This window comes from Mycobacterium shottsii, assembly GCF_010728525.1.
Taxonomy (GTDB): Bacteria; Actinomycetota; Actinomycetes; order Mycobacteriales; family Mycobacteriaceae; genus Mycobacterium; species Mycobacterium marinum.
This window is the reverse complement of sequence record NZ_AP022572.1, coordinates 5,243,028-5,262,577: the sequence shown is the minus strand read 5'-3', so window position 1 is coordinate 5,262,577 and position 19,550 is coordinate 5,243,028. Positions and strand designations below refer to the sequence as shown.

General features: G+C 64.8%; 14 protein-coding genes and 3 pseudogenes. 11 read left to right on the top strand and 6 right to left on the bottom strand.

Annotation, left to right across the window (positions count from 1 at the left end; all coding sequences use genetic code 11):
• Positions 1-531 precede the first annotated feature (531 nt).
• The 3 genes and pseudogenes from G6N41_RS30195 to G6N41_RS24410 form a co-directional block, all read right to left on the bottom strand.
• A pseudogene (locus tag G6N41_RS30195) lies at positions 532-3,640 on the bottom strand (type I polyketide synthase); the annotation flags it as partial.
• On the bottom strand, positions 3,637-5,391 hold the full coding sequence (gene fadD26 / locus G6N41_RS24415; protein ID WP_198965912.1) for a long-chain-fatty-acid--AMP ligase FAAL26/FadD26: 1,755 nt from the start codon (positions 5,389-5,391) through the stop codon (positions 3,637-3,639). The gene fadD26 and the pseudogene G6N41_RS30195, both read right to left, overlap by 4 nt.
• Positions 5,392-6,070: 679 nt before the next feature.
• Positions 6,071-6,856: a thioesterase II family protein gene (locus G6N41_RS24410; protein ID WP_036426411.1), complete on the bottom strand. Its 786-nt coding sequence runs from the start codon at positions 6,854-6,856 to the stop codon at positions 6,071-6,073.
• Between the two features lie 269 nt (positions 6,857-7,125).
• Here G6N41_RS24410 and sepIVA point away from each other — a divergent pair, with 269 nt between their 5' ends.
• From sepIVA to smc, 7 genes and pseudogenes are all read left to right on the top strand, one after another.
• Positions 7,126-7,863, top strand: coding sequence for a cell division protein SepIVA (gene sepIVA, locus G6N41_RS24405; RefSeq protein WP_015355171.1), 738 nt, complete (start codon positions 7,126-7,128; stop codon positions 7,861-7,863).
• 74 nt (positions 7,864-7,937) lie between these two features.
• Complete coding sequence (locus tag G6N41_RS24400) at positions 7,938-8,534, top strand: YceD family protein (RefSeq protein WP_198965911.1); 597 nt, start codon at positions 7,938-7,940, stop codon at positions 8,532-8,534.
• Positions 8,531-9,262 (top strand): ribonuclease III, encoded by a 732-nt coding sequence (gene rnc, locus G6N41_RS24395; RefSeq protein ID WP_020728233.1) that lies wholly within the window; start codon positions 8,531-8,533, stop codon positions 9,260-9,262. The genes G6N41_RS24400 and rnc overlap by 4 nt, the downstream gene beginning before the upstream one ends.
• Positions 9,263-10,141 (top strand): DNA-formamidopyrimidine glycosylase, encoded by an 879-nt coding sequence (gene mutM / locus G6N41_RS24390; protein ID WP_198965910.1) that lies wholly within the window; start codon positions 9,263-9,265, stop codon positions 10,139-10,141.
• 89 nt (positions 10,142-10,230) lie between these two features.
• Positions 10,231-10,635: pseudogene (locus G6N41_RS29230) on the top strand (OsmC family protein); the annotation flags it as partial.
• Positions 10,636-10,641: 6 nt separating this feature from the next.
• Positions 10,642-10,923 (top strand): acylphosphatase, encoded by a 282-nt coding sequence (locus tag G6N41_RS29225; RefSeq protein WP_231609046.1) that lies wholly within the window; start codon positions 10,642-10,644, stop codon positions 10,921-10,923.
• Between the two features lie 98 nt (positions 10,924-11,021).
• On the top strand, positions 11,022-14,615 hold the full coding sequence (gene smc / locus G6N41_RS24380; protein WP_198968000.1) for a chromosome segregation protein SMC: 3,594 nt from the start codon (positions 11,022-11,024) through the stop codon (positions 14,613-14,615).
• 136 nt (positions 14,616-14,751) lie between these two features.
• Here smc and G6N41_RS24375 read toward each other — a convergent pair whose 3' ends face one another.
• Entirely contained in the window at positions 14,752-15,555 is an 804-nt protein-coding gene (locus G6N41_RS24375; RefSeq protein ID WP_198965908.1) for a transglutaminase-like domain-containing protein, read from the bottom strand.
• Between the two features lie 331 nt (positions 15,556-15,886).
• On the bottom strand, positions 15,887-16,414 hold the full coding sequence (locus tag G6N41_RS24370; RefSeq protein ID WP_198965907.1) for a DUF5994 family protein: 528 nt from the start codon (positions 16,412-16,414) through the stop codon (positions 15,887-15,889).
• A 636-nt stretch (positions 16,415-17,050) separates the two neighbouring features.
• Between G6N41_RS24370 and G6N41_RS24365 the strand changes: the two genes are divergently transcribed.
• Positions 17,051-17,377, top strand: a complete 327-nt coding sequence (locus G6N41_RS24365; protein WP_231608696.1) for a hypothetical protein — start codon at positions 17,051-17,053, stop codon at positions 17,375-17,377.
• Here G6N41_RS24365 and G6N41_RS24360 read toward each other — a convergent pair.
• A pseudogene (locus G6N41_RS24360) lies at positions 17,374-18,244 on the bottom strand (IS5 family transposase). The gene G6N41_RS24365 and the pseudogene G6N41_RS24360 sit on opposite strands and share 4 nt — an antisense overlap.
• Positions 18,245-18,311: 67 nt before the next feature.
• Here G6N41_RS24360 and G6N41_RS24355 point away from each other — a divergent pair.
• Genes G6N41_RS24355 through G6N41_RS24345 form a run of 3 tightly spaced genes read left to right on the top strand, consistent with a single transcriptional unit; the run spans position 18,312 to position 19,238 of the window.
• On the top strand, positions 18,312-18,551 hold the full coding sequence (locus G6N41_RS24355) for a hypothetical protein (protein WP_198913343.1): 240 nt from the start codon (positions 18,312-18,314) through the stop codon (positions 18,549-18,551).
• The gene (locus G6N41_RS24350) at positions 18,527-18,682 is read left to right on the top strand and encodes a hypothetical protein (RefSeq protein WP_198965232.1); all 156 of its coding nucleotides are present in this window, start codon (positions 18,527-18,529) and stop codon (positions 18,680-18,682) included. The genes G6N41_RS24355 and G6N41_RS24350 overlap by 25 nt, the downstream gene beginning before the upstream one ends.
• Before the next feature lie 10 nt (positions 18,683-18,692).
• Positions 18,693-19,238 (top strand): hypothetical protein, encoded by a 546-nt coding sequence (locus G6N41_RS24345; protein WP_231608695.1) that lies wholly within the window; start codon positions 18,693-18,695, stop codon positions 19,236-19,238.
• Positions 19,239-19,550: the final 312 nt, after the last annotated feature.

Sequence of the window (19,550 nt, the reverse complement as noted above, 5' to 3'; positions counted from 1 at the left end):
TCACCGGCGCCACGTCAGGCGCCGTGCGGCGTTGCAAGCGGGGCACGTGGCGACCGCCACACCGGTAAACGACCTGGTCTTCGCCATCGGTGCCGGTGACTTCGCCCAGTATCTTCGGCGCCGCCAGCTCGGCCGGCATCGATTCGTCCAAATCGATAATGCCGCGCCAAATTTCGGGGTGCTCCAGGGCGATGGTGCGGCCCAGGCCCCACAGCACTCCGTGCGCGGGGTTGGCGCGATCGCCCTCGGCGATCGGCTGCGCGTTGCGGGTAACGAGCAACAGTTTCGCCGTCAAAGACGCCTTGGTCATCACCGTGACCAGGCGGCGCACCTGGTGGAAGAGCTGGTAGGCCGCGTTGACGTCAAGGGACTTTCCTGCGGGTGGGGCGTAGACCACATGCTCGACGCCGGCAAGCGCCGCGAGCAGCTCGCTCTCCTCGGTCAGCGCGGACGGGTCGATGACGTCGACGCGTGTTTGTGCGCCGGCGGCCAGGCCCAGCTCGGCACCGAGCTCTGCGTCCGCGAACACCAGCCACCGGGTACCGCTTGCGGTCTCGGTGCTTGCCTCGGCATCAGCCAAAGGCTTGGTGGGCCAGCCCACCCGGTAGTGGCAGGAGTCAACCGCATCGTCGGAGTCGCCCGACACCGAGGGCTCGCTGGACCCAGCGGCGTCCTTGTCCGGGGTTGATGCCGATCGGCTGGCGACTGCTGGGGTGTCGATCCAGTGGTGGGTGTGGTGCCAAGGTGTTGTGGGGATTTGGGGGTGTGGTTCGGGGGGGTGGGGGGTTTGGGGTGGGGCGGTGCGCACGGTGTTGAGGTTGGTGCGAAAGACGATGGTGTCGTCGCTGTCGCGTTGCAGGGTCCCCAGGCTGGTGTATTTGCTTCCGGGCTGCACGGTGTGCAGGGTTTCCAGGATCGCTTGGGTCAACAGCGGGTGTGCGCTGATTTCGATGAAGTTGTGCTTGTCGGTTGCCGCTGCGGTGATGGCTTGTTGGAAGTGCACTGGGTTGCGCATGTTGATGGCCCAGTGCTCGGCGTCGAAGGTCGGGCCGGATTCGCGGGCGGCGCCCAGGTCCGCGTAGGTGGTGGAGATGATCGGGATTGTTGGGGTCCGCGGCGCCAGATCCGCTAGTTCCGAACGCATCTGGGGTTGCAGCGCATCCATGGCCGGGTTGTGTGGGGCCACTTCGATGTTGACTCGGGTGGCGAAACGGTCTCGGGCGCGTACGACGGTGATCAACTCGTCGATCTGGTCGGTGGGCCCGGAGATCACGGTCTGGCGCGGCGAGTTGTAGATGCCCAGCGTGACCTGTGGGTAGTCGGCGATCAGCGCCTCGGTCTGGGGCACATCGAGCTCCAGGAGGGCCATGGTGCCTTGTCCGGACAGTGGGGCCATCAGCCGCGAGCGCACGGCGGTCACCCGCAATCCTTCGGCGGGGGTCAGTGCTCCGGCGACCACGGCGGCGGCGACCTCGCCCATGGAGTGGCCGATGACCAGGTCGGGCTGGATTCCGTAGGAGCGCCACAGCTCGGTGAGGGTGAGCTGCATGCCGATCAGGCCTAGCTGGATCTGTTCGATCCCGACTAGTTCTGTTCCGTTGTCCAGGACGTCGTGCAGGGAGAACCCGGCTTCGGCCACGAATACCGGTTCCAGTTCGGCGACGGCTGCGGCGAAGGCGGGTTCATCGGCCAGCAGTTGGCGGCCCATTTCGGCCCACTGCGATCCGCGGCCGGAGTAGACGAACACGGTGCCCGGCTCGGGCGGGGCGTCGGCTGGATTGACCACGCCGGGGGCGTGTTGGTTGGCGGCCAGCGCGCGTAGTCCGGCCACCGCTTGGGCGCGTTCCCGGGCGACCACGGTGCCGAACCTGGCCTGCTGGGAACGGTGATGGTTGAGCGTGTGGGCCACATCGGCCAGCGCCACCTCGGCGCCCGGGCCCTCCATCCAATCGGCCAGCATCCCGGCCGTAGCAGCCACCCGCGCCGGCGTCTTACCCGCCACCACCAGTGTCGACAGCGCCGGGGTCAAGCCCGCCTCGGGCGAGGAAGCCGCTTGTTGACCCTGCTCGATCACCACGTGGGCGTTGGTGCCGCCGAATCCGAATGACGACACGCCGGCCCGCCGCGGATGACCCGTGTCCGGCCAATCAGTCAGTTCGTCAACGACCTTCATCCGCAGGTCGGCGAAGGCAATGTGTGGGTTGGGGCTCTCGAAACGCTGGTTGGGCGGAATCTGGCCATGCTGCACCGCCAGCACCGCCTTGATGAAACCGGCGATTCCGGCCGCTGCCTCGGTGTGGCCGAGGTTGGTCTTGACGGCGCCGATGAGCAGCGGAGATTCCTCGGGACGACCGCGGCCCAGCACCGAGCCCAGGGCGCGCGCCTCGATCGGGTCGCCCAGCAATGTTCCGGTCCCGTGCGCTTCGACGTAGTCGACCTCGCTGGGCTGCATCCCCGCGTTCGTGTAGGCCGCACGGAGCACGGCCTGCTGCGCGGCCGGGTTGGGAGCCATCAGACCGTTGGAGCGACCGTCCTGGTTGATCGCCGAACCGCAGATCACTGCGAGCACTCGATCGCTGTCTTGCTGCGCGTCGGTCAACCGCTTGAGCACCACCACCCCGGCACCTTCACCACGGACGAAACCGTCGGCGGCCGCGTCGAAGGCGCGGCAGTTGCCGGTTGGCGACAATGCGCCGACCTGATCGAATCCGCGAAACACCGCCGGAGACAACAGCAAATTCACCCCGGAGGCGATCGCCAGGTTCGAGTCCTGCATTCGAAGGCTCTGGCAGGCGAGATGAATCGCCACCAACGACGACGAGCAAGCGGTGTCAACTGCCACCGAAGGGCCACGCAGGTCAAGGAAGTAGGAGAGGCGGTTGGCGATGATGCTCATCGCGCCGCCGGTGTTGCTCCAGCCATCGACTTGAGTAAGGTCGGTGGAAGCGATGGCGCCGTATTCACTCAGACATGAGCCGGCGAACACCCCGGTTTGCGAACGGCGCAGCGAGCTCGGCGGAATTCCCGCGTGCTCCAACGCTTCCCACGCCACCTCCAGCAGCAGGCGTTGCTGCGGGTCCATCTTGTCGGCCTCGCTGGCGGAGATCTCGAAGAAATCCGCGTCGAAGGCATCGATGTCGGACAGGTACGAGCCCCACCGGGTGGTGCGGGCCAGCAGCGCTTTTACCGCGGGCGATCCGTCGTCGAATTGCGCCCACCGTTCGTCGGGAACCCGACCGATCGAGGACTTGCGATCACAGAGGAACTGCCACAACGCTTCCGGTCCGGATATCCCGCCCGGAAACCGGCACCCCATGCCGACAACGGCGATGGGCTCCTCGAGTGAGCCGCGCACGGTGCGGCTCACTGCGGCTTCGGCCCCCGTGCTGGACTCGGGCGCGGTTAGGTATGCGGCCAGGTCATTGATGTTCGGATGTTCCCAGAAGTCGATCGGGGAGACGGTCCTGCCCAGCAACTCGGTCAACTCGCCCGACAGCACAACGGCGTCACGGGAACTCACGCCGAGGTCAGCCAGCGAAAGGTTGGGGTCGACCTCATCGGGTGGGCAGCCGATGTTGGTGACCAGGTAATCGACGAGCCAGTGGCGGAGGTCGGCTTCTCCACCGATGCTCGGTGTCATACCGTCACGTCCAGCCGATTGAATCCGTCGCTGCGATAGCGTTCGACGCAGGCCGCACGCCGGATCTTTCCGCTGGTGGTGATCGGGATCGAGCCGGGCGGTACCAGCACGACGTCGGCCACCCGCAGACTGTGTGACTTCGAGATCGCCGAGGTGATCTCGCGCTTCACCGAGCGGAGCTTGACCATGGCTTCCTCCGCAGAAGCCCCCCGCCTCTTCAGCTCGATGATCGCCACCAGTTGCTCGGTGATGTTGTCCGGCACGGCAATGGCCGCCACGCGCCCGCCGGTGATCTCCTGGATCGTCGCTTCGATGTCGTCGGGGTAGTGGTTGCGGCCGTCCACGATCACGAGGTCCTTGATCCGGCCCATGATGAACAGTTCGCCATTGGACATGACGCCCAAGTCTCCGGTGCGCAGCCACGGTCCCTCAGGTGTTCCGGGCGCGGGATTGACGATCAGTGCGTTGAACGTGCGCTCGCTCTGCTCGGGCTTCTGCCAGTACCCCATGGCCACGTGCTCGCCATTCGCCCAGATCTCACCGACCGTCCCCGATGGGTTCTCGATCATGGTCTCGGGGTTGACGATTCGCACGGCCGACGGGTCGGGCGACCCGTAGCTGATGAGTTCAGTGCCGACCGATCCGTCAGCCCGGCACGGCCTGGCGTGGCCGGCGGTCAGGGACTCGTAGTCGAACCGGACCGTCCTGGGGGTGGTGCCGGGTTCCGGTGCGGCCACGTAGAGGGTTGCCTCGGCGAGGCCGTAGGACGGTCGCACCGCAGCTGGGCTGAGGTTGAAGGGAGCGAAACGCTCGGTGAACCGCTTGATCGTTGCCACGTGAATGCGCTCACTGCCGCTGACGATCCCGAGCACGTCACCCAGGTCGAGTCCGGCCAAGTCCTCGTCGGTCGTCCTGCGCACCGCCAATTCGAAGGCAAAGTTCGGTGCCGCGGAAAAGCATTTGGGATGGCTGGCCAGCAACTGCATCCAACGGGCCGGCCGGCGCAGGAACGACATCGGGCTCAACAAGACGGCGGTGCAACCGGTCACCAATGGGGCGCAAATTCCGAGGATGAGACCCATGTCGTGAAACAGCGGCAGCCATGACACCAAGGTGGTGTCCGCCGGCATCTTGTCGGGACCGCCGAAATACCCGTACAGGCTCTGCGTCACGTTCGCGATGACATTCTCGTGCGAGACGATGACGCCGGCCGGGGTGCGGGTCGACCCAGACGTGTACTGCAGATACGCGGACCCGGAGGAGGGCTGCGGGAGAGCTTGCAGCGGGCGCGGGGTGTCCAGGTCGAGCAGGTCGACCTCGATGACCGACGGAGCGGGCTGTCCGTCTTGTGAGCAGGCGTATTTTGTGACGTCACCTACCACAGCCGAGGTTGTGAGAATGGCGACCGGTTGGGAATCCAGCAGTACCGCGGATACACGTTCGTCGTGAACGCCGTACTGCGGTGTTGAAAGTGGGACCCCGATGAAGCCGGCCTGTAGTGCGCCGAGGAACGTGACAACGTATTCCAGCCCCTGCGGTGCCAAAATCGCTACTCGGTCACCCGGGACGCCATACATTGTGAGTTCGTCAGCAACGACGCAGGCACGCGCATAAACCTGCGACCAGGTCAACGTCTCGGCAAAGCCGTTGGGATCTAAGTCGTAGTCCAGAAAAGTAAAGGCAGTCTCGTTGGGCCGCTGCTCGGCCTGCTCCTTCAGCAAAGAGGGGATGGAACGGTCGGTCACCGGCATCGAACTACACTCCCATTCGGCTGTCTGCTCAATTATGTGTTGCGGAAGCTGTGAACCCGCTTGCGATCTCACAGCGAGACTTCTCAGCGCTGTCTAACCGCGCTGGTCCGCATTGACCAGGCCGCTCTGTTGCTGCCGCAGTTTTGCACCTCGCAAAGCACGCCTGCGTGGCACCAGCAGTCGGCCCTAGACTAAACCCAGTTCCCCGAATAACGAATCCCTAGCTGTAGGGTATGCGCCTTCGGAGACAGGTGCGGGCGGTATTCGGAAAATCTGGTCGCTGCTTGCGACGCCCGCAGATCGCACTATCTAGTATCCCAGCGCTTTGATCAGCATTGAGCGCTAATTTCATGCCCCCCGGGGGAAGCGGTCGTACGTTCTGTGAAATTTGAGGCATGTGTGACCAATGTCTAGTTGCGTGAGATATGAGGCTTCGACTGCTAGGACCAGGATGCCAGCGGTTTTGGGACTGGCGTCCAGTTGTGACAAAGGTAACATCGGCGAAACCTCCGTCGCGGGTGATCCATGGCACATTGGCTCAGGCTAGGTGGCATGCGGGGGTGAAACCGGGCCGGCTTGCGGCGGCCCGGCGGCCCTCCGCCGGCGTGCAGCGAACCGGGATGCCGGAGCGTGGTAAGCCGCCCGTCAGCCGGCGTCGCGGGCCCAGGTTTCGCCCTAGCTAAATTTGGTCAAACTGCTGCAGCGTTCCGATCTCTATGTCGCTTACCAGCTCTGGCAAATTTTTGTTCAGGTAAAAATGGTCGCCGGGAAACTCGCGGAGCGAAAAGTCTCCGGTGGTGCGCTCGCGCCACGGTTCCATGTCTTCTCGGGTGGCAATCCAATCTTTGCTCCCGATAAATGTGTAGATTGGGCACGATAATTTGTTTTCCGGTGGGCAGCTATAACCGGCGATGGCTCGAACTGCCCTCAATGTCGGCAGGACTCCCACTCGAAATTCTTCATCGTTGAAGAATTCTGGATCGGTTCCAGTTGCCCGGGCGACGAGGTCGAGCATCTCGTTATCCGAGTAGCCCTTCAGTTGCTTGTACTTGATGTGGCCCGGTGCCGAGCAGGCCGACAGAAACAGGGCAAGTACCCGATAACCCGCCGCCTCGAATCGCAATGCCACTTCGAACGCCAGCATTCCGCCCATGCTGTGACCGAAAAGCGCGACCGGAGTGTCAATCCGAGCCGCTGGCTTCATGATCGCGAAGATTTCCTCGGCGAGGCCGGGGATGCTTTCCAGTGGCGGCAGGCCGTACCCGTCCTGCTGGCCGGGGTATTGGACGGCTACCCGCTTCACTTCGCCGGAAAATTCCTTAGCAAATGGAACGTAATCCTTCGCCGTTCCACCGGCATGTGGGAAAATGTATAGCGTAGGTGCAGTTAGCTTTTCGTCGCTTTTACTGTTGCTTGAGCGCCCGTTCACGGGGTCACCATACCTTGGTTTACAAACCGCTTGTATCGGCGTTCTTCCTCGTAGTGGTGGTTAGACGACTCACTGGCGCGGTGCCGCGCGGGCCCGGCGATGACCGCTTCGGCGGCCACACCCGCCGGCCCGGGCCGCCGCTGGGCGTGGCCGTGTGCTGCAGGAACCGCCGTATCGCGGGTCGCCGAGACCGCGTTGAAATCTGGAAATAGACCCGACACACCGGTGCCGCACCATCGTCACAGGGATAACACCGGGCACACTGGTAACAACAGCAGTGCCAGTGATACCAGGAGGGTATGGCCGTGTACCGAGTCTTTGAAGCGCTCGACGAATTGGGCGCAATCGTCGAAGAAGCCCGCGGCGTGCCGATGACGGCCGGATGCGTTGTGCCCCGTGGCGACGTGCTCGAGCTGCTCGACGACATCAAAGACGCGATTCCGGGTGAACTTGACGACGCCCAGGATGTGCTCGACGCGCGCGACTCAATGCTGCAGGAGGCCAAGGCGCATGCCGACTCGATGGTGTCCTCGGCGACCACCGAGTCGGAATCGATGCTCAACCACGCCCGTGCGGAGGCTGACCGGATTCTCTCCGATGCGAAAGCTCAGGCCGATCGGATGGTTGGTGAGGCGCGCCAGCACAGCGAACGAATGGTAGGGGAAGCGCGCGAGGAGGCCATTCGTATCGCGGCCGCGGCCAAGCGCGAATACGAAGCGAGCATGAGTCGGGCCAAGTCGGAATGCGATCGGCTCATCGAAAGCGGCAATATCTCGTACGAGAACGCCGTGCAGGAGGGCATCAAAGAACAGCAACGCCTGGTTTCGCAGAACGAGGTGGTCCAGGCGGCAAATGCGGAAGCCACCCGGCTGGTCGATACCGCCCACGCCGAGTCCGACCGGCTGCGTGGTGAATGCGATGTCTATGTGGACACGAAACTTGCCGAGTTCGAGGAAATGCTCAACGGCACGCTCCGTTCTGTCGGGCGGGGACGCCACCAGCTACGCACCGCGGCCGGTACGCACGACTACGCCACGCGCTAGTCGCGAGCGGCCGCCGGGAGGCCGGGCAAACCGGATGGCGCCAGACCGCGGGCTCGCGCCGTAGGATTTCGTCTATGGCAAGGCAGCGTAGCCAGACAAAATCGGGACATGTAATAAGTAGCCCCTTGACGGTCGACATTGCCCGACTCGGGCGCCGCCCCGGGTCGATGGTCACCGTGCGCACCACTGTGGACAGCCCCTCACGCATCGGGCTGGACCTGATCGCGATCGACAAGGGTGCGCCGGTGGAGCTCGACCTGAGGGTGGAGTCGGTATCGGAGGGAGTGCTGGTGACAGGGACCGTCGCCGCGGACACCGTCGGTGAGTGCTCGCGCTGCCTTACTCCCGTCACCGGCAGCGTGCAGGTGCACCTGACCGAGCTATTCGCCTATCCCGACAGCACCACCGAGGCGACCACGGAGGAAGGCGAGGTCAGCCGCGTCGTCGACGAGAGGATCGATCTCGAGCAACCGATCATCGACGCCGTCGGTCTGGAACTGCCGTTGTCGCCGGTGTGCCGGCCCGATTGCTCGGGACTGTGCCCACAGTGCGGTGTCGCCTTGGATGCCGAGCCCGGTCATCACCATGACCAAATCGATCCGAGGTGGTCCAAGCTGGCCGACATGTTCACCCCCGACGTCCCCGAGGCGACGGGGCGGGGTGAGCGGTGAGCGTGTCACGGCAAGCGCTGCTCGACGCGGTGGGCGTCGAGCTGCCTGAGGAACTTGTCACGCTGGCGTTGACGCATCGCAGCTACGCCTATGAGAACGGCGGGTTGCCGACCAACGAGAGGCTGGAGTTTCTGGGCGACGCGGTGCTGGGGCTGACGATCACCGACGAGCTCTTCCACCGGCATCCGGAACGCTCGGAAGGCGACCTGGCCAAACTGCGGGCCAGCGTGGTCAACACTCAGGCGCTGGCCGATGTGGCGCGCCACCTGTCCGAACACGGTCTGGGGGCCCACATGCTGTTGGGGCGGGGTGAGGCCAACACCGGTGGTGCCGATAAATCCAGCATCCTGGCCGACGGCATGGAATCGCTGCTGGGCGCGATATACCTGCACCACGGAATGGAGGTGGCGCGCGAGGCGATCCTGCGCATCTTCGGTCCGTTGCTCGACGCGGCACCCACGCTGGGCGCCGGATTGGATTGGAAGACCAGCCTGCAGGAATTGACCGCCTCGCGCAGTCTGGGCGCCCCGTCTTACGCGGTGACATCCACCGGCCCGGATCATCACAAGGAGTTCACCGCGGTGGTCGTGGTGAACAACACCGAATACGGATCGGGAGTCGGGCGTTCGAAGAAGGAAGCCGAGCAGAAGGCGGCGGCCGCCGCCTACCAGGCACTCGAAGGTCTGGAAGTCCTCGACGGCGCCATGCCCGGCAACTCGTCGGCCTAGATGCCTGAGCTGCCCGAAGTCGAGGTGGTGCGGCGCGGTCTGCAGGACCACGTGGTGGGCAGGACGATGACCGCGGTGCGGGTCCACCACCCCCGTGCGGTGCGCCGCCACGAAGCAGGGCCGGCCGACTTGACGGCGCGGCTGCTCGGCGCGCGCATCATCGGAACCGATCGGCGCGGCAAGTACCTGTGGTTGACGCTGGACTCTGGGTCGCCCACGACCGGGCGCGATGATCCGGACACCGCGCTGGTGGTGCACCTGGGTATGAGCGGGCAGATGTTGCTGGGGGGCGTTCCACGCGCCGAGCACGTGCGGATCTCCGCCGTGCTCGATGACGGGACGGTGCTGAGCTTTGCCGACCAACGGACCTTCGGCGGGTGGCTGCTTGCCGACCTGGTGAGCGTCGACGGCAGCGTGGTACCGGCGCCGGTCGCGCACCTGGCGCGTGACCCGCTTGACCCGCTATTCGACGCCGACTCCGTCATTAAAGTGTTGCGGGGCAAGCACTCTGAGATCAAACGCCAACTCCTCGACCAGCAGGTGGTGTCGGGAATCGGCAACATCTACGCCGATGAGGCGCTGTGGCGGGCCAAGGTGCACGGCGCCCGGGTGGCCGCCACGCTGACCCGTCGGCAACTGGGCGCGGTTTTGGATGCTGCCGCCGATGTGATGCGTGCGGCGCTGGCCAAGGGCGGGACCTCGTTTGATTCGCTGTATGTGAACGTCAACGGTCAGTCGGGCTACTTCGACCGATCGCTGGACGCTTACGGCCGCGAAGGAGAAAACTGCCGGCGCTGTGGTGCGGTGATGCGTCGGGAAAAGTTCATGAACCGCTCGTCGTTCTACTGCTCGAGATGTCAGCCGCGGCCCCGCCGGTAGCCGGAGTCGAGTTCGTGGGGGTGAGGTGGCGCCGTCCCGGGGCGGTAGTGGTGTCCGGAGCCGGCACCGCAATTTAGTAGAAAGAAGCCATGACGCAACTGTGGGTCGAACGCACCGGCGCCCGCCGCTATGCCGGACACAGCTCGCGGGGTGCGCAGGTACTCATCGGCTCTGAGGACGTCCACGGGGTGTTCACCCCGGGCGAGTTGATGAAGATTGCGCTTGCCGCGTGCAGCGGTATGTCCAGTGACCGGCCGCTGGCTCGTCGTCTCGGCGACGACTACCAAGCCGTGGTCAGGGTTTCCGGTGCCGCCGACCGCGATCAGGAACGCTATCCGCTGTTGGAGGAGACCCTGGAGCTGGACCTGTCGGGTTTGTCCGAAGACGAGAAAGAGCGCGTGCGCGTGGTTGTCGACCGGGCTATCGACCTGGTCTGCACCGTGGTCCGCACGCTGAAGTCGGGCACCGTGGTAAATTTCGAGGTCGCCGATGTCGCGCCCGTGTCACAGCCGGATTTGCGGCTGACCGCATGGGTGCACGGTCACGTCCAGGGGGTCGGTTTTCGCTGGTGGACCCGCTGCCGGGCGCTGGAGCTGGGCCTGACCGGTTACGCCGCCAATCACGCTGACGGCCGGGTGATGGTGGTCGCCCAGGGGCCGCGTGACTCGGGTGTTCAGCTGCTGCGGTTGCTCGAGGGTGATACCACTCCTGGCCGGGTGGACAAGGTCGTCGCGGACTGGTCGCAACCCGTTGAACCGATCAGTGGGTTCAGCGAGCGATAGCCCGGGCGGCGAGATGCGCCGCGAGTGAGGGTGCGCGGGTCCGCCAGCTTGCGGGGGACCGGCTGGGGCGAATGCGCTGCTGGGTAGTCTGGCTGGTCGTGTACCTCAAGAGTCTGACGCTGAAGGGCTTCAAATCCTTCGCTGCGCCGACGACTCTGCGCTTCGAGCCGGGCATCACGGCCGTGGTCGGGCCCAACGGATCCGGCAAGTCCAATGTGGTGGATGCCCTGGCCTGGGTGATGGGTGAGCAGGGCGCCAAGACCCTGCGTGGCGGAAAGATGGAAGACGTCATTTTCGCCGGTACGTCGTCGCGGGCACCGCTGGGGCGCGCCGAAGTCACGGTCACGATCGACAATTCCGACAACGCCCTGCCGATCGAGTACACCGAGGTGTCGATCACCAGGCGCATGTTCCGCGATGGCGCCAGCGAGTACGAAATCAACGGCAGCAGTTGCCGGTTGATGGATGTCCAGGAACTGCTGAGCGACTCCGGCATCGGCCGTGAGATGCATGTGATCGTCGGTCAGGGCAAGCTGGACGAGATCCTGCAGTCGCGACCGGAGGACCGCCGCGCATTCATCGAAGAAGCCGCGGGTGTGCTCAAACATCGCAAGCGCAAGGAAAAAGCCTTGCGCAAACTCGACGCGATGTCGGCCAACCTGGCCCGGCTCACCGACCTGACCACCGAACTGCGTCGCCAGCTCAAGCCGCTGGGCCGACAGGCCGAGGTGGCCCGCCGTGCCCAGACCATTCAGGCCGATCTGCGCGATGCGCGGCTGCGGCTGGCCGCCGACGATGTGGTGAGCAGGCGCGCCGAGCGCGAAGCCATTTTCGAAGCCGAGGCGACGATGCGTCGCGAGCACGACGAGGCCGCTGCCCGCCTGACCGTGGCGGCCGAAGAGTTGGCCGCCCACGAGGCGGCGCTGGCCGAGCTCACGTCCAGGGCGGAGTCGGTTCAGCACACCTGGTTCGGGTTGTCGGCATTGGCCGAACGAGTGGGCACCACGGTGCGCATCGCCAACGAGCGTGCTCAGCATCTCGACGTCGAGCCGGTGACCAACAGCGACACCGACCCGGACGCGTTGGAAGCAGAGGCCGAGCAGGTCGCCATCGCCGAACAGCAGCTGCTGGTCGAGCTGGCCGAAGCCCGCGACCGGCTGGATGCCGCGCGCGCGGAGTTGGCCGACCGTGAGCATCGCGCCGCCGAGGCCGACCGCGCGCACTTGGCGGCGGTCCGCGCCGAGGCCGACCGCCGTGAGGGGCTGGCGCGGCTGGCCGGACAGGTGGAAACCATGCGGGCGCGCGTCGAATCGATCGACGACAGCGTTGCGCGGCTCTCCGAGCGCATCGAACATGCCGCCGCCCGGGCCCAGCAGACCCGCGCGGAGTTCGAGACCGTGCAGGCCCGCGTCGGCGAATTGGATCAGGGCGAGGTCGGTCTGGACGAGCAGCACGAACGCACGGTCGCGGCACTGCGGCTGGCCGAGCAGCGGCTCGCCGAACTGCAGGTCGCCGAACGTGACGCCGAGCGACAGGTGGCGTCGCTGCGGGCCCGCATCGAGGCGCTGTCGGTGGGTCTGGACCGCAAGGACGGCGCGGCGTGGCTGGCCCGCAATCACAGCGATGCCGGGCTTTTCGGGTCGGTTGCCCAGCTGGTCAAGGTGCGTTCGGGTTACGAGGCGGCAGTTGCCGCAGTGCTCGGGTCGGCGGCCGAGGCACTGGCCGCCGACAGTTTCGGGGCAGCCCGCAGCGCGGTCACCGCGCTCAAGCAAGCCGACGGCGGCCGCGCCGCGCTGGTGCTGGGTGATTGGCCGGGTGCCCACGACCACCGGCCGGCCGGTGTCCTGCCGTCCGGGGCGCTGTGGGCGCTGGATTTGATCGAGGTGCCGTCGCGGTTACGACCAGCGATGACGGCGATGCTCTCGGGCGTTGTCGTGGTCAACGATTTGTCCGAAGCGCTGGATCTGGTGCAGGCCCAACCGCAACTGCGTGCGGTCACCCTCGACGGTGATCTGGTGGGTGCCGGCTGGTTGAGCGGCGGTTCGGACCGCAAACCCAGCACGCTGGAGATCACTTCGGAGATCGACAAGGCCCGTAGCGAGCTGGCCGCCGCGGAGGTGCGGGTGGCCGAACTCGGCGCGGCGCTCTCGGGTGCGTTGACCGATCAGACCGCCCGCCAGGATGCGGCCGAACAGGCCTTGGCGGCGCTCAACGAATCCGACACCGCCATTTCGGCGATGTATGAGCAACTAGGCCGCATCGGACAGGATGCGCGTGGGTCCGAGGAAGAGTGGACCAGGCTGCTGCGACAGCGTGAGGAATTAGAGGTTGGGCGAACGCAGACCCTCGAAGAGGTTCTCGAGCTGGAGAGCCGGCTGCGCAACGCTCAAGAGTCCCAGCACGTCCGGGCTGCCGAACCGGTCGACCGCCAGCAGATAGCGGCCGCTGCCGAGAGCGCGCGCGCCATTGAAGTGGAGGCCAGGCTGACCGTGCGGACCGCCGAGGAGCGTGCCAACGCGGTGCGCGGGCGGGCTGACTCGCTGCGCCGGGCGGCCGCGGCGGAACGTGAAGCCCGGGTGCGCGCCGAACTTGCGCGGGCGGTTCGATTGCGCTCGGCGGCGGTGGCCGCGGCCGTCGCAGAATCCGGGCGGCTGTTGGCGTGGCGGTTGAACCGGGTGGTCGATACGGCGTCGCAGCTTCGTGACGAGTTGGCGGCCGAACGGCATCAGCGTTCAGCGGCGATGTCGGCGGTTCGTGAAGAAACCAACTCGCTGAGCGCGCGAGTGGCCATACTGACTGATTCGCTGCACCGTGACGAGGTGGCAAATGCCCAGGCGGCGTTGCGAATTGAGCAAGTCGAACAGATGGTGCTAGAGCAGTTCGGGATGGCGCCATCAGATCTGGTCGCCGAGTACGGCCCAGATGTTGCGCTGCCGCCCACCGAGCTGGAGATGGCCGAATTCGAACAGGCCCGCGAACGTGGCGAACAGGTCGTCGCGCCGGCCCCGATGCCTTTTGATCGCGCCACCCAGCAGCGCCGCGCCAAACGCGCCGAGCGTGAACTGACGGAGCTGGGCAGGGTCAACCCGCTAGCCCTGGAAGAATTTGCTGCGCTAGAGGAGCGCTATAACTTCCTGTCCACCCAGCTCGAGGACGTCAAAGCGGCCCGCAAGGATTTGCTGGATGTGGTTGCCGACGTCGATGCCCGCATTCTGCAGGTGTTCAGTGACGCCTTCGTTGACGTGGAACGTGAGTTCCGGACCGTTTTCAGTTCGTTGTTCCCGGGTGGTGAGGGCCGGTTGCGGCTCACTGCGCCCGAGGACATGCTCACCACCGGCATCGAGGTGGAGGCCCGCCCGCCCGGCAAGAAGGTCTCCCGGCTGTCGTTGCTCTCCGGTGGTGAGAAGGCGCTGACCGCGGTGGCGATGCTGGTGGCGATCTTCCGGGCCCGTCCGTCGCCGTTCTACATCATGGACGAGGTGGAGGCGGCCCTCGATGACACGAACCTGCGCCGGTTGATCGGCCTGTTCGAGATGCTGCGGGACCGATCGCAGCTCATCATCATCACGCACCAGAAGCCGACAATGGAAGTCGCCGATGCGCTCTATGGGGTCACCATGCAGGGCGATGGCATTACCGCGGTGATCTCGCAGCGGATCCGCGGTCAGCAGGTGGGTGCGGGTTCCGCTTAGGGCGCCGGTGGCACCGAACGGCGGCTGCGGCCCATCCCGTCCGTAGGTGGGGCAGGCTAACGGGTAGAACGGTTTTCCGATGGCCCCAACGGAGCGTTCGAAACCGTGATCGCGACCGCAGCCAACACCCCCAGACTTATCTGATTGATACCAACTGGTCCACCGAGTCTGCGGGAAGTTCGCCGTCCACCACCGCGGTGACCTCCATCCTCGTTAGGGTGATCGCGCCATCGTGGTTGTCGAGGAACGCGGTGTCAGCTGCATCGCGTCCGGTGGCGATTCGCACCAGGGACTGCCGCGGAGCGAGCAGTGTTCCGTCAACCACTCGCCATATGCCGTCGACGTAGGCCTCAGCAACGGCATGAAAGTCCATCGGATACAGACCGGGTGCATAGACCGATACGACGCGGGCCGGCACGTTGACCGCGCGCAGCAGCGCGACCACCAGGTGCGCGAAGTCGCGGCACACTCCGGCGCCGGCGAGCAGGGTGTCCACCGCTCCGTCGATGGGATCGCTGGAACCTGGGACGTAGTCGAGCCGGGTGCCCACCCACGAGGAGACCATTTCCAACAGCGATGTGGTGTTGGCGTAGTTGCCGAATTCGGTTGCAGCGAAGCCGTAGAACTTGTCGGCCTCGGCGTACCTGCTGGGCCGCAGGTACATCGACAAGTCGTATTCGGTCACCGGTGCTGGATCGGTCCTGCCCACGATCGTTGCGGCGTAGGCAACTCTCAGGGTGCCCGCCTGGATATCGATCTTGTGGATACGGTTGCCGTGCATTCCGCTGATTTCCTGGGGGTGAACGGCGTTTCCGTCGAGAAAAAACGACAATGACTCGAACACCTCGGCGTTCGGGTGCGGTGCAATGGCAATCTGGAACTCTAATGTCGTCGGCCCTGTGACCTCGACGTCTAACTCTGCGCCCACCTGTCGTTTCATGTCGAAGACCGTCCAGCCGGCGAGTTCTCAGCGATCAGAACCGTCTTCGGAATCATCGAGCCCCTTTCCGCCATCGCCCACGTAACGCGATCCGGTTTCCGGTGTAGCGCATGCGGAATCCCACATTGACTGTGCCGCAGATAATGCCGTTTTGATTGCGGTGCCGGCCAACGTATGGGCGACCTGGCCCTGGCCGAATTCGCCGCACCGCCCGGTTGCGAGGCCAACGTATCGATGTCGGCATGGCCACCGGTGACCAGCGCTTCAGCGATGGGAGTCATGATGCCTTTCGCCTCTGGTATCCGGTGTCCGGCGGACCGCGTCGCGGCCCTCAGCCTCCAACTCGCGCGGGCTTTCTGAATGCGAGCCAGCGTTGCTGGGCATCGGTTGCCAACGTGCGCCGCTGTCGCGCACCGACGCTTATCCCGAGAAGTGTGTCCACCGTGGCGGTGCTATTCGGTGCTGCGGCGTTCGTCACCGCGGCGTGCGCATTGCTTGGATCGCAACAGTGCGGCACCACCAATAGGGCGATAGCCTCACGGTTGATTCCGCGTACTTCGATGGTGTTGGGCGGATGCGGCCGGTGGCAGTCGAGCTGTACGGTTCGATCGCCGTTGATGAGTTTCGTCGGTGTTCTTCCCCATTCGCTGTGGTTGTAGACCACACGGGCGATAGCGCCGAGACGGACTGTGAGCGCCGCCAACAGATCTGGCAGTTCTGCTGTCAGATCATCGCTGTGCGGCCACCATGCTCCGTCGACGTAGCCGCTCCGGGGTTCCTGGGGCTTCAGGCGCAACCGCAAGGTGGGTACCGGCGTGCTGCGGTTTCGGGCATTTCCAGGCGCCGGCTGCCGCGTCATGGCGACGCTCCTAACTGGGCAGCGAGACTGACCGGATTCTCGGGTCGACAACCACACGGTGTGGCTCATTCACGTGTACCAGATGCCACCGATACAAGCCACTCTACGCCGATCCGTGATCGGCTGTTCGGAGCGGCAACGAGCACCCAACAGGGTTTGAACTTCTCTGAACTGCAATAGGTTTAGGTGTGTTGGGCGCTGCACCACCGACGTCGCGACTACGGGTCGCGACGTCGGTGTCGGCCCACCGTTGGTATACCAGTCGGCTGTCGCGACTGGTTTCGGTGAACCTCGCATTGCGTCGACGGCGTTCGGTTACCCATCAGGTGTCGGCGGCCCTGCTGGCCGCGCGCTCCACTGCTGCCAGCAGGCGCATGATTACCAAGTGCGGCGCCATCACGCACACCGTGGCTGTGCAGGTTCATGACCCGGGTGAGCGAGCGAAACGCAAAAATGTATGCTGACAATCATTGTCACACCTCGTCCTATATCAGAATTCCAGTACACGCCTGTTGCGGCGGCATGTCAGCGCAGCGGCAAGCATCACGAAAAATGCCCGTGAAGCGCCCTCGGTGCATCACGTAAAAATGCCCGCGAAACGGTCGATCCTCGGCAGGCATGGGAAGTGGGCTGTCGATGTCGTCTCGGGCCGAGATCACCGCGAAGTTCGCCAGGGCGTATGTGGGGGCGCCGAAGGCGGGCAAGGGGCAGATTCTGGATCAGGTGGTGGCGGTCACCGGCTGGTCGCGTGACAACGCCCGGCGGCGGTTGAGGGCGGCGGCCGCGCCGCCGGGAGCGGGTCGGCAGGTCGCCAAACGGATTCGCCGGCAACGCAATCCGAAGTACTCCTACGATGCGCTCAAGGTGTTGCAGAAGGTGTGGGCGGCCTCAGGCGGGCAGTGCGGCCGGTACCTGGCCGCTTCCATGGCACTTCAGTTGGATGCTCTAGGTCCTGTCTGCTAATTGCGGACGCGATGGTAGGTGATGATGGCGGCCAGGGTGACACCGCCGAGGTAGGTCAGGGCGTATTTGTCGTAGCGGGTGGCGACCGCGCGCCAGTGTTTGAGCCGGTTGAAGCTTCGCTCGACGGTGTTGCGGTGCTTGTAGATTCGGCCTGAGAACCCCGGAGGCCGTCCTCTGTTGCGGCCTTTGGCTTTGCGGCGGGTGATCTGGTCGCTGCGCTCGGGGATGGTATGGGCGATCTTGAGCCGGCGCAGCTGTGCCCGCGTCGAGTCATGGGAGTACGCCTTGTCTGCCAGCAGGCGATACGGGGCGTATGAGTTGCTGCACCGGGCGGCCAGCAGTGGCCAAAGCATCGGATTATCACCGGCTTGACCGGCCGACAGTGCCAGGGTGACCGGACTGCACAGCTGGTCGGTCAAGGCGTGGATCTTGGTAGTCAGCCCGCCGCGGGAACGCCCAATGGCGTGGTCATCGGGCTCATCGAGATATTTCTTGTAATTCGACAGATCCCCTGTGCGGCGCCCGGGCGCGCTCCGGCTGCGTGTTGGTGGGCGCGCACACTGGTCGAATCGACCGACAACAGTGCGCCCAGGTCGGCGTCCTCGGCGTCGAGGTCAGAGGCGATCGCCGCGAAGATCCGCGCGTAGATGCCATCGACCGACCAGCGTAGATGCCTCTCGGCCACCGATTGCCAGGGACCGAAGTGCTCGGGCAGGTCACACCACGGAGATCCCGTACGGTAACGCCAGATAATGCCCTCCAGAGTACGTCGATGATCGTTCCACGGCCGGCCACGCCGCCGCCCGCAGGCAACACCGCCACGATCAGCGACCACAAATCATCAGAAATCGCATGCGTCCGCATCACCCAAACAGCATCAGCCAAAACACCATTCACATTAAGCAGACACGCCCTAGAACGCCACGGCGAACTGGTGGACGGCCGTGACCGTTACGGCCCGGCGGTGCGTGCCGAGCTGTTGGCGATGAGCAGCGCCACGATCGACCGCTACCTGCGCGGCGCCAAGGCCCGCGACCAGATCTCGGGTGTGTCGACGACGAAACCCTCCCGCTGCTGCGGTCCTCGATCACCATCTGCAAAGCAGGCGATGAGGCCGAAGAATCTCCGGGGTTCTTCGAAGGCGACACCGTGGCGCACTGCGGCCCGACACTGAAAGGTGAGTTCGCCCGCACGGTCAACCTCACCGACATGCACATCGGCTGGGTGTTCACCCGCACGGTGCGCAACAACGCCCACCCCACATCCTGGGCGCCCTCAAAACCGGAATTACTAAAATCCCTATAAGGTAACGGGTTTGGACTTCGACAACGGCACCGAATTCCTCAATAAGGCGGTCATCAAGTGGGCCGCGGACATGGAGATCTTCTTCACCCGCTCACGGCCCTACAAGAAGAACGACCAGGCCACCATCGAGTCCAAAAACAACCACCTCGTGCGTCGCTACGGGTTCTACTACCGCTACGACACCGACGAAGAACGCGCCGTGCTCAACCGGCTGTGGCACCTGGTCAACGACCGGCTCAACTACCTGACCCCACCATCAAACCCATCAGCTACGGCTGCAGCCGCGACGGTCACCGCCGCCGGCTCTACGACAAGCCCCAGACCCCTGGACCGGCTGCTGGCCGCCGGAGTCCTCTCAGCGGCCCAACAAACAGAGCTGCTCACCTACCGCAACAGCCTCAACCCCGCCGCGATCGCCCGCCAGATCGCCGACCTGCAAGCCGCCCTGCTCAGACTCGCCAAAGACAAGACCGAACAGCTCTACCTCGCCGCCATACCCGCCGCTCTACCCGCCCTCAAAGCCGGCATCCGCATCAAAAGCAAGACCACCACCTGACCCCGATTTCGCGGGCATTCCTTACCTGATGCATGAACCAGGTTTCGCAGGCATCTTGACTTGATGCATCACGCGCAGTCGCGCGCGGGATTGCCACCGTAGAAATGTCAAGTAAGCAAACAATTTCGACGGTATTCGAGATCAGGACCCAAGGGTGCCGACACGTCGGAAGTGGCTTCCCGGAGGCCCGAACAGGCAGTCATGCTCGTTCGGTGGTAGGACCATCGGTTGAGCTGATCGAGTGACCAGTGCAGCGGAGCGGTTGGTGATTTCCATTCTCGCGCTTTCGACTTCAATGTCCAGATCTCGGCG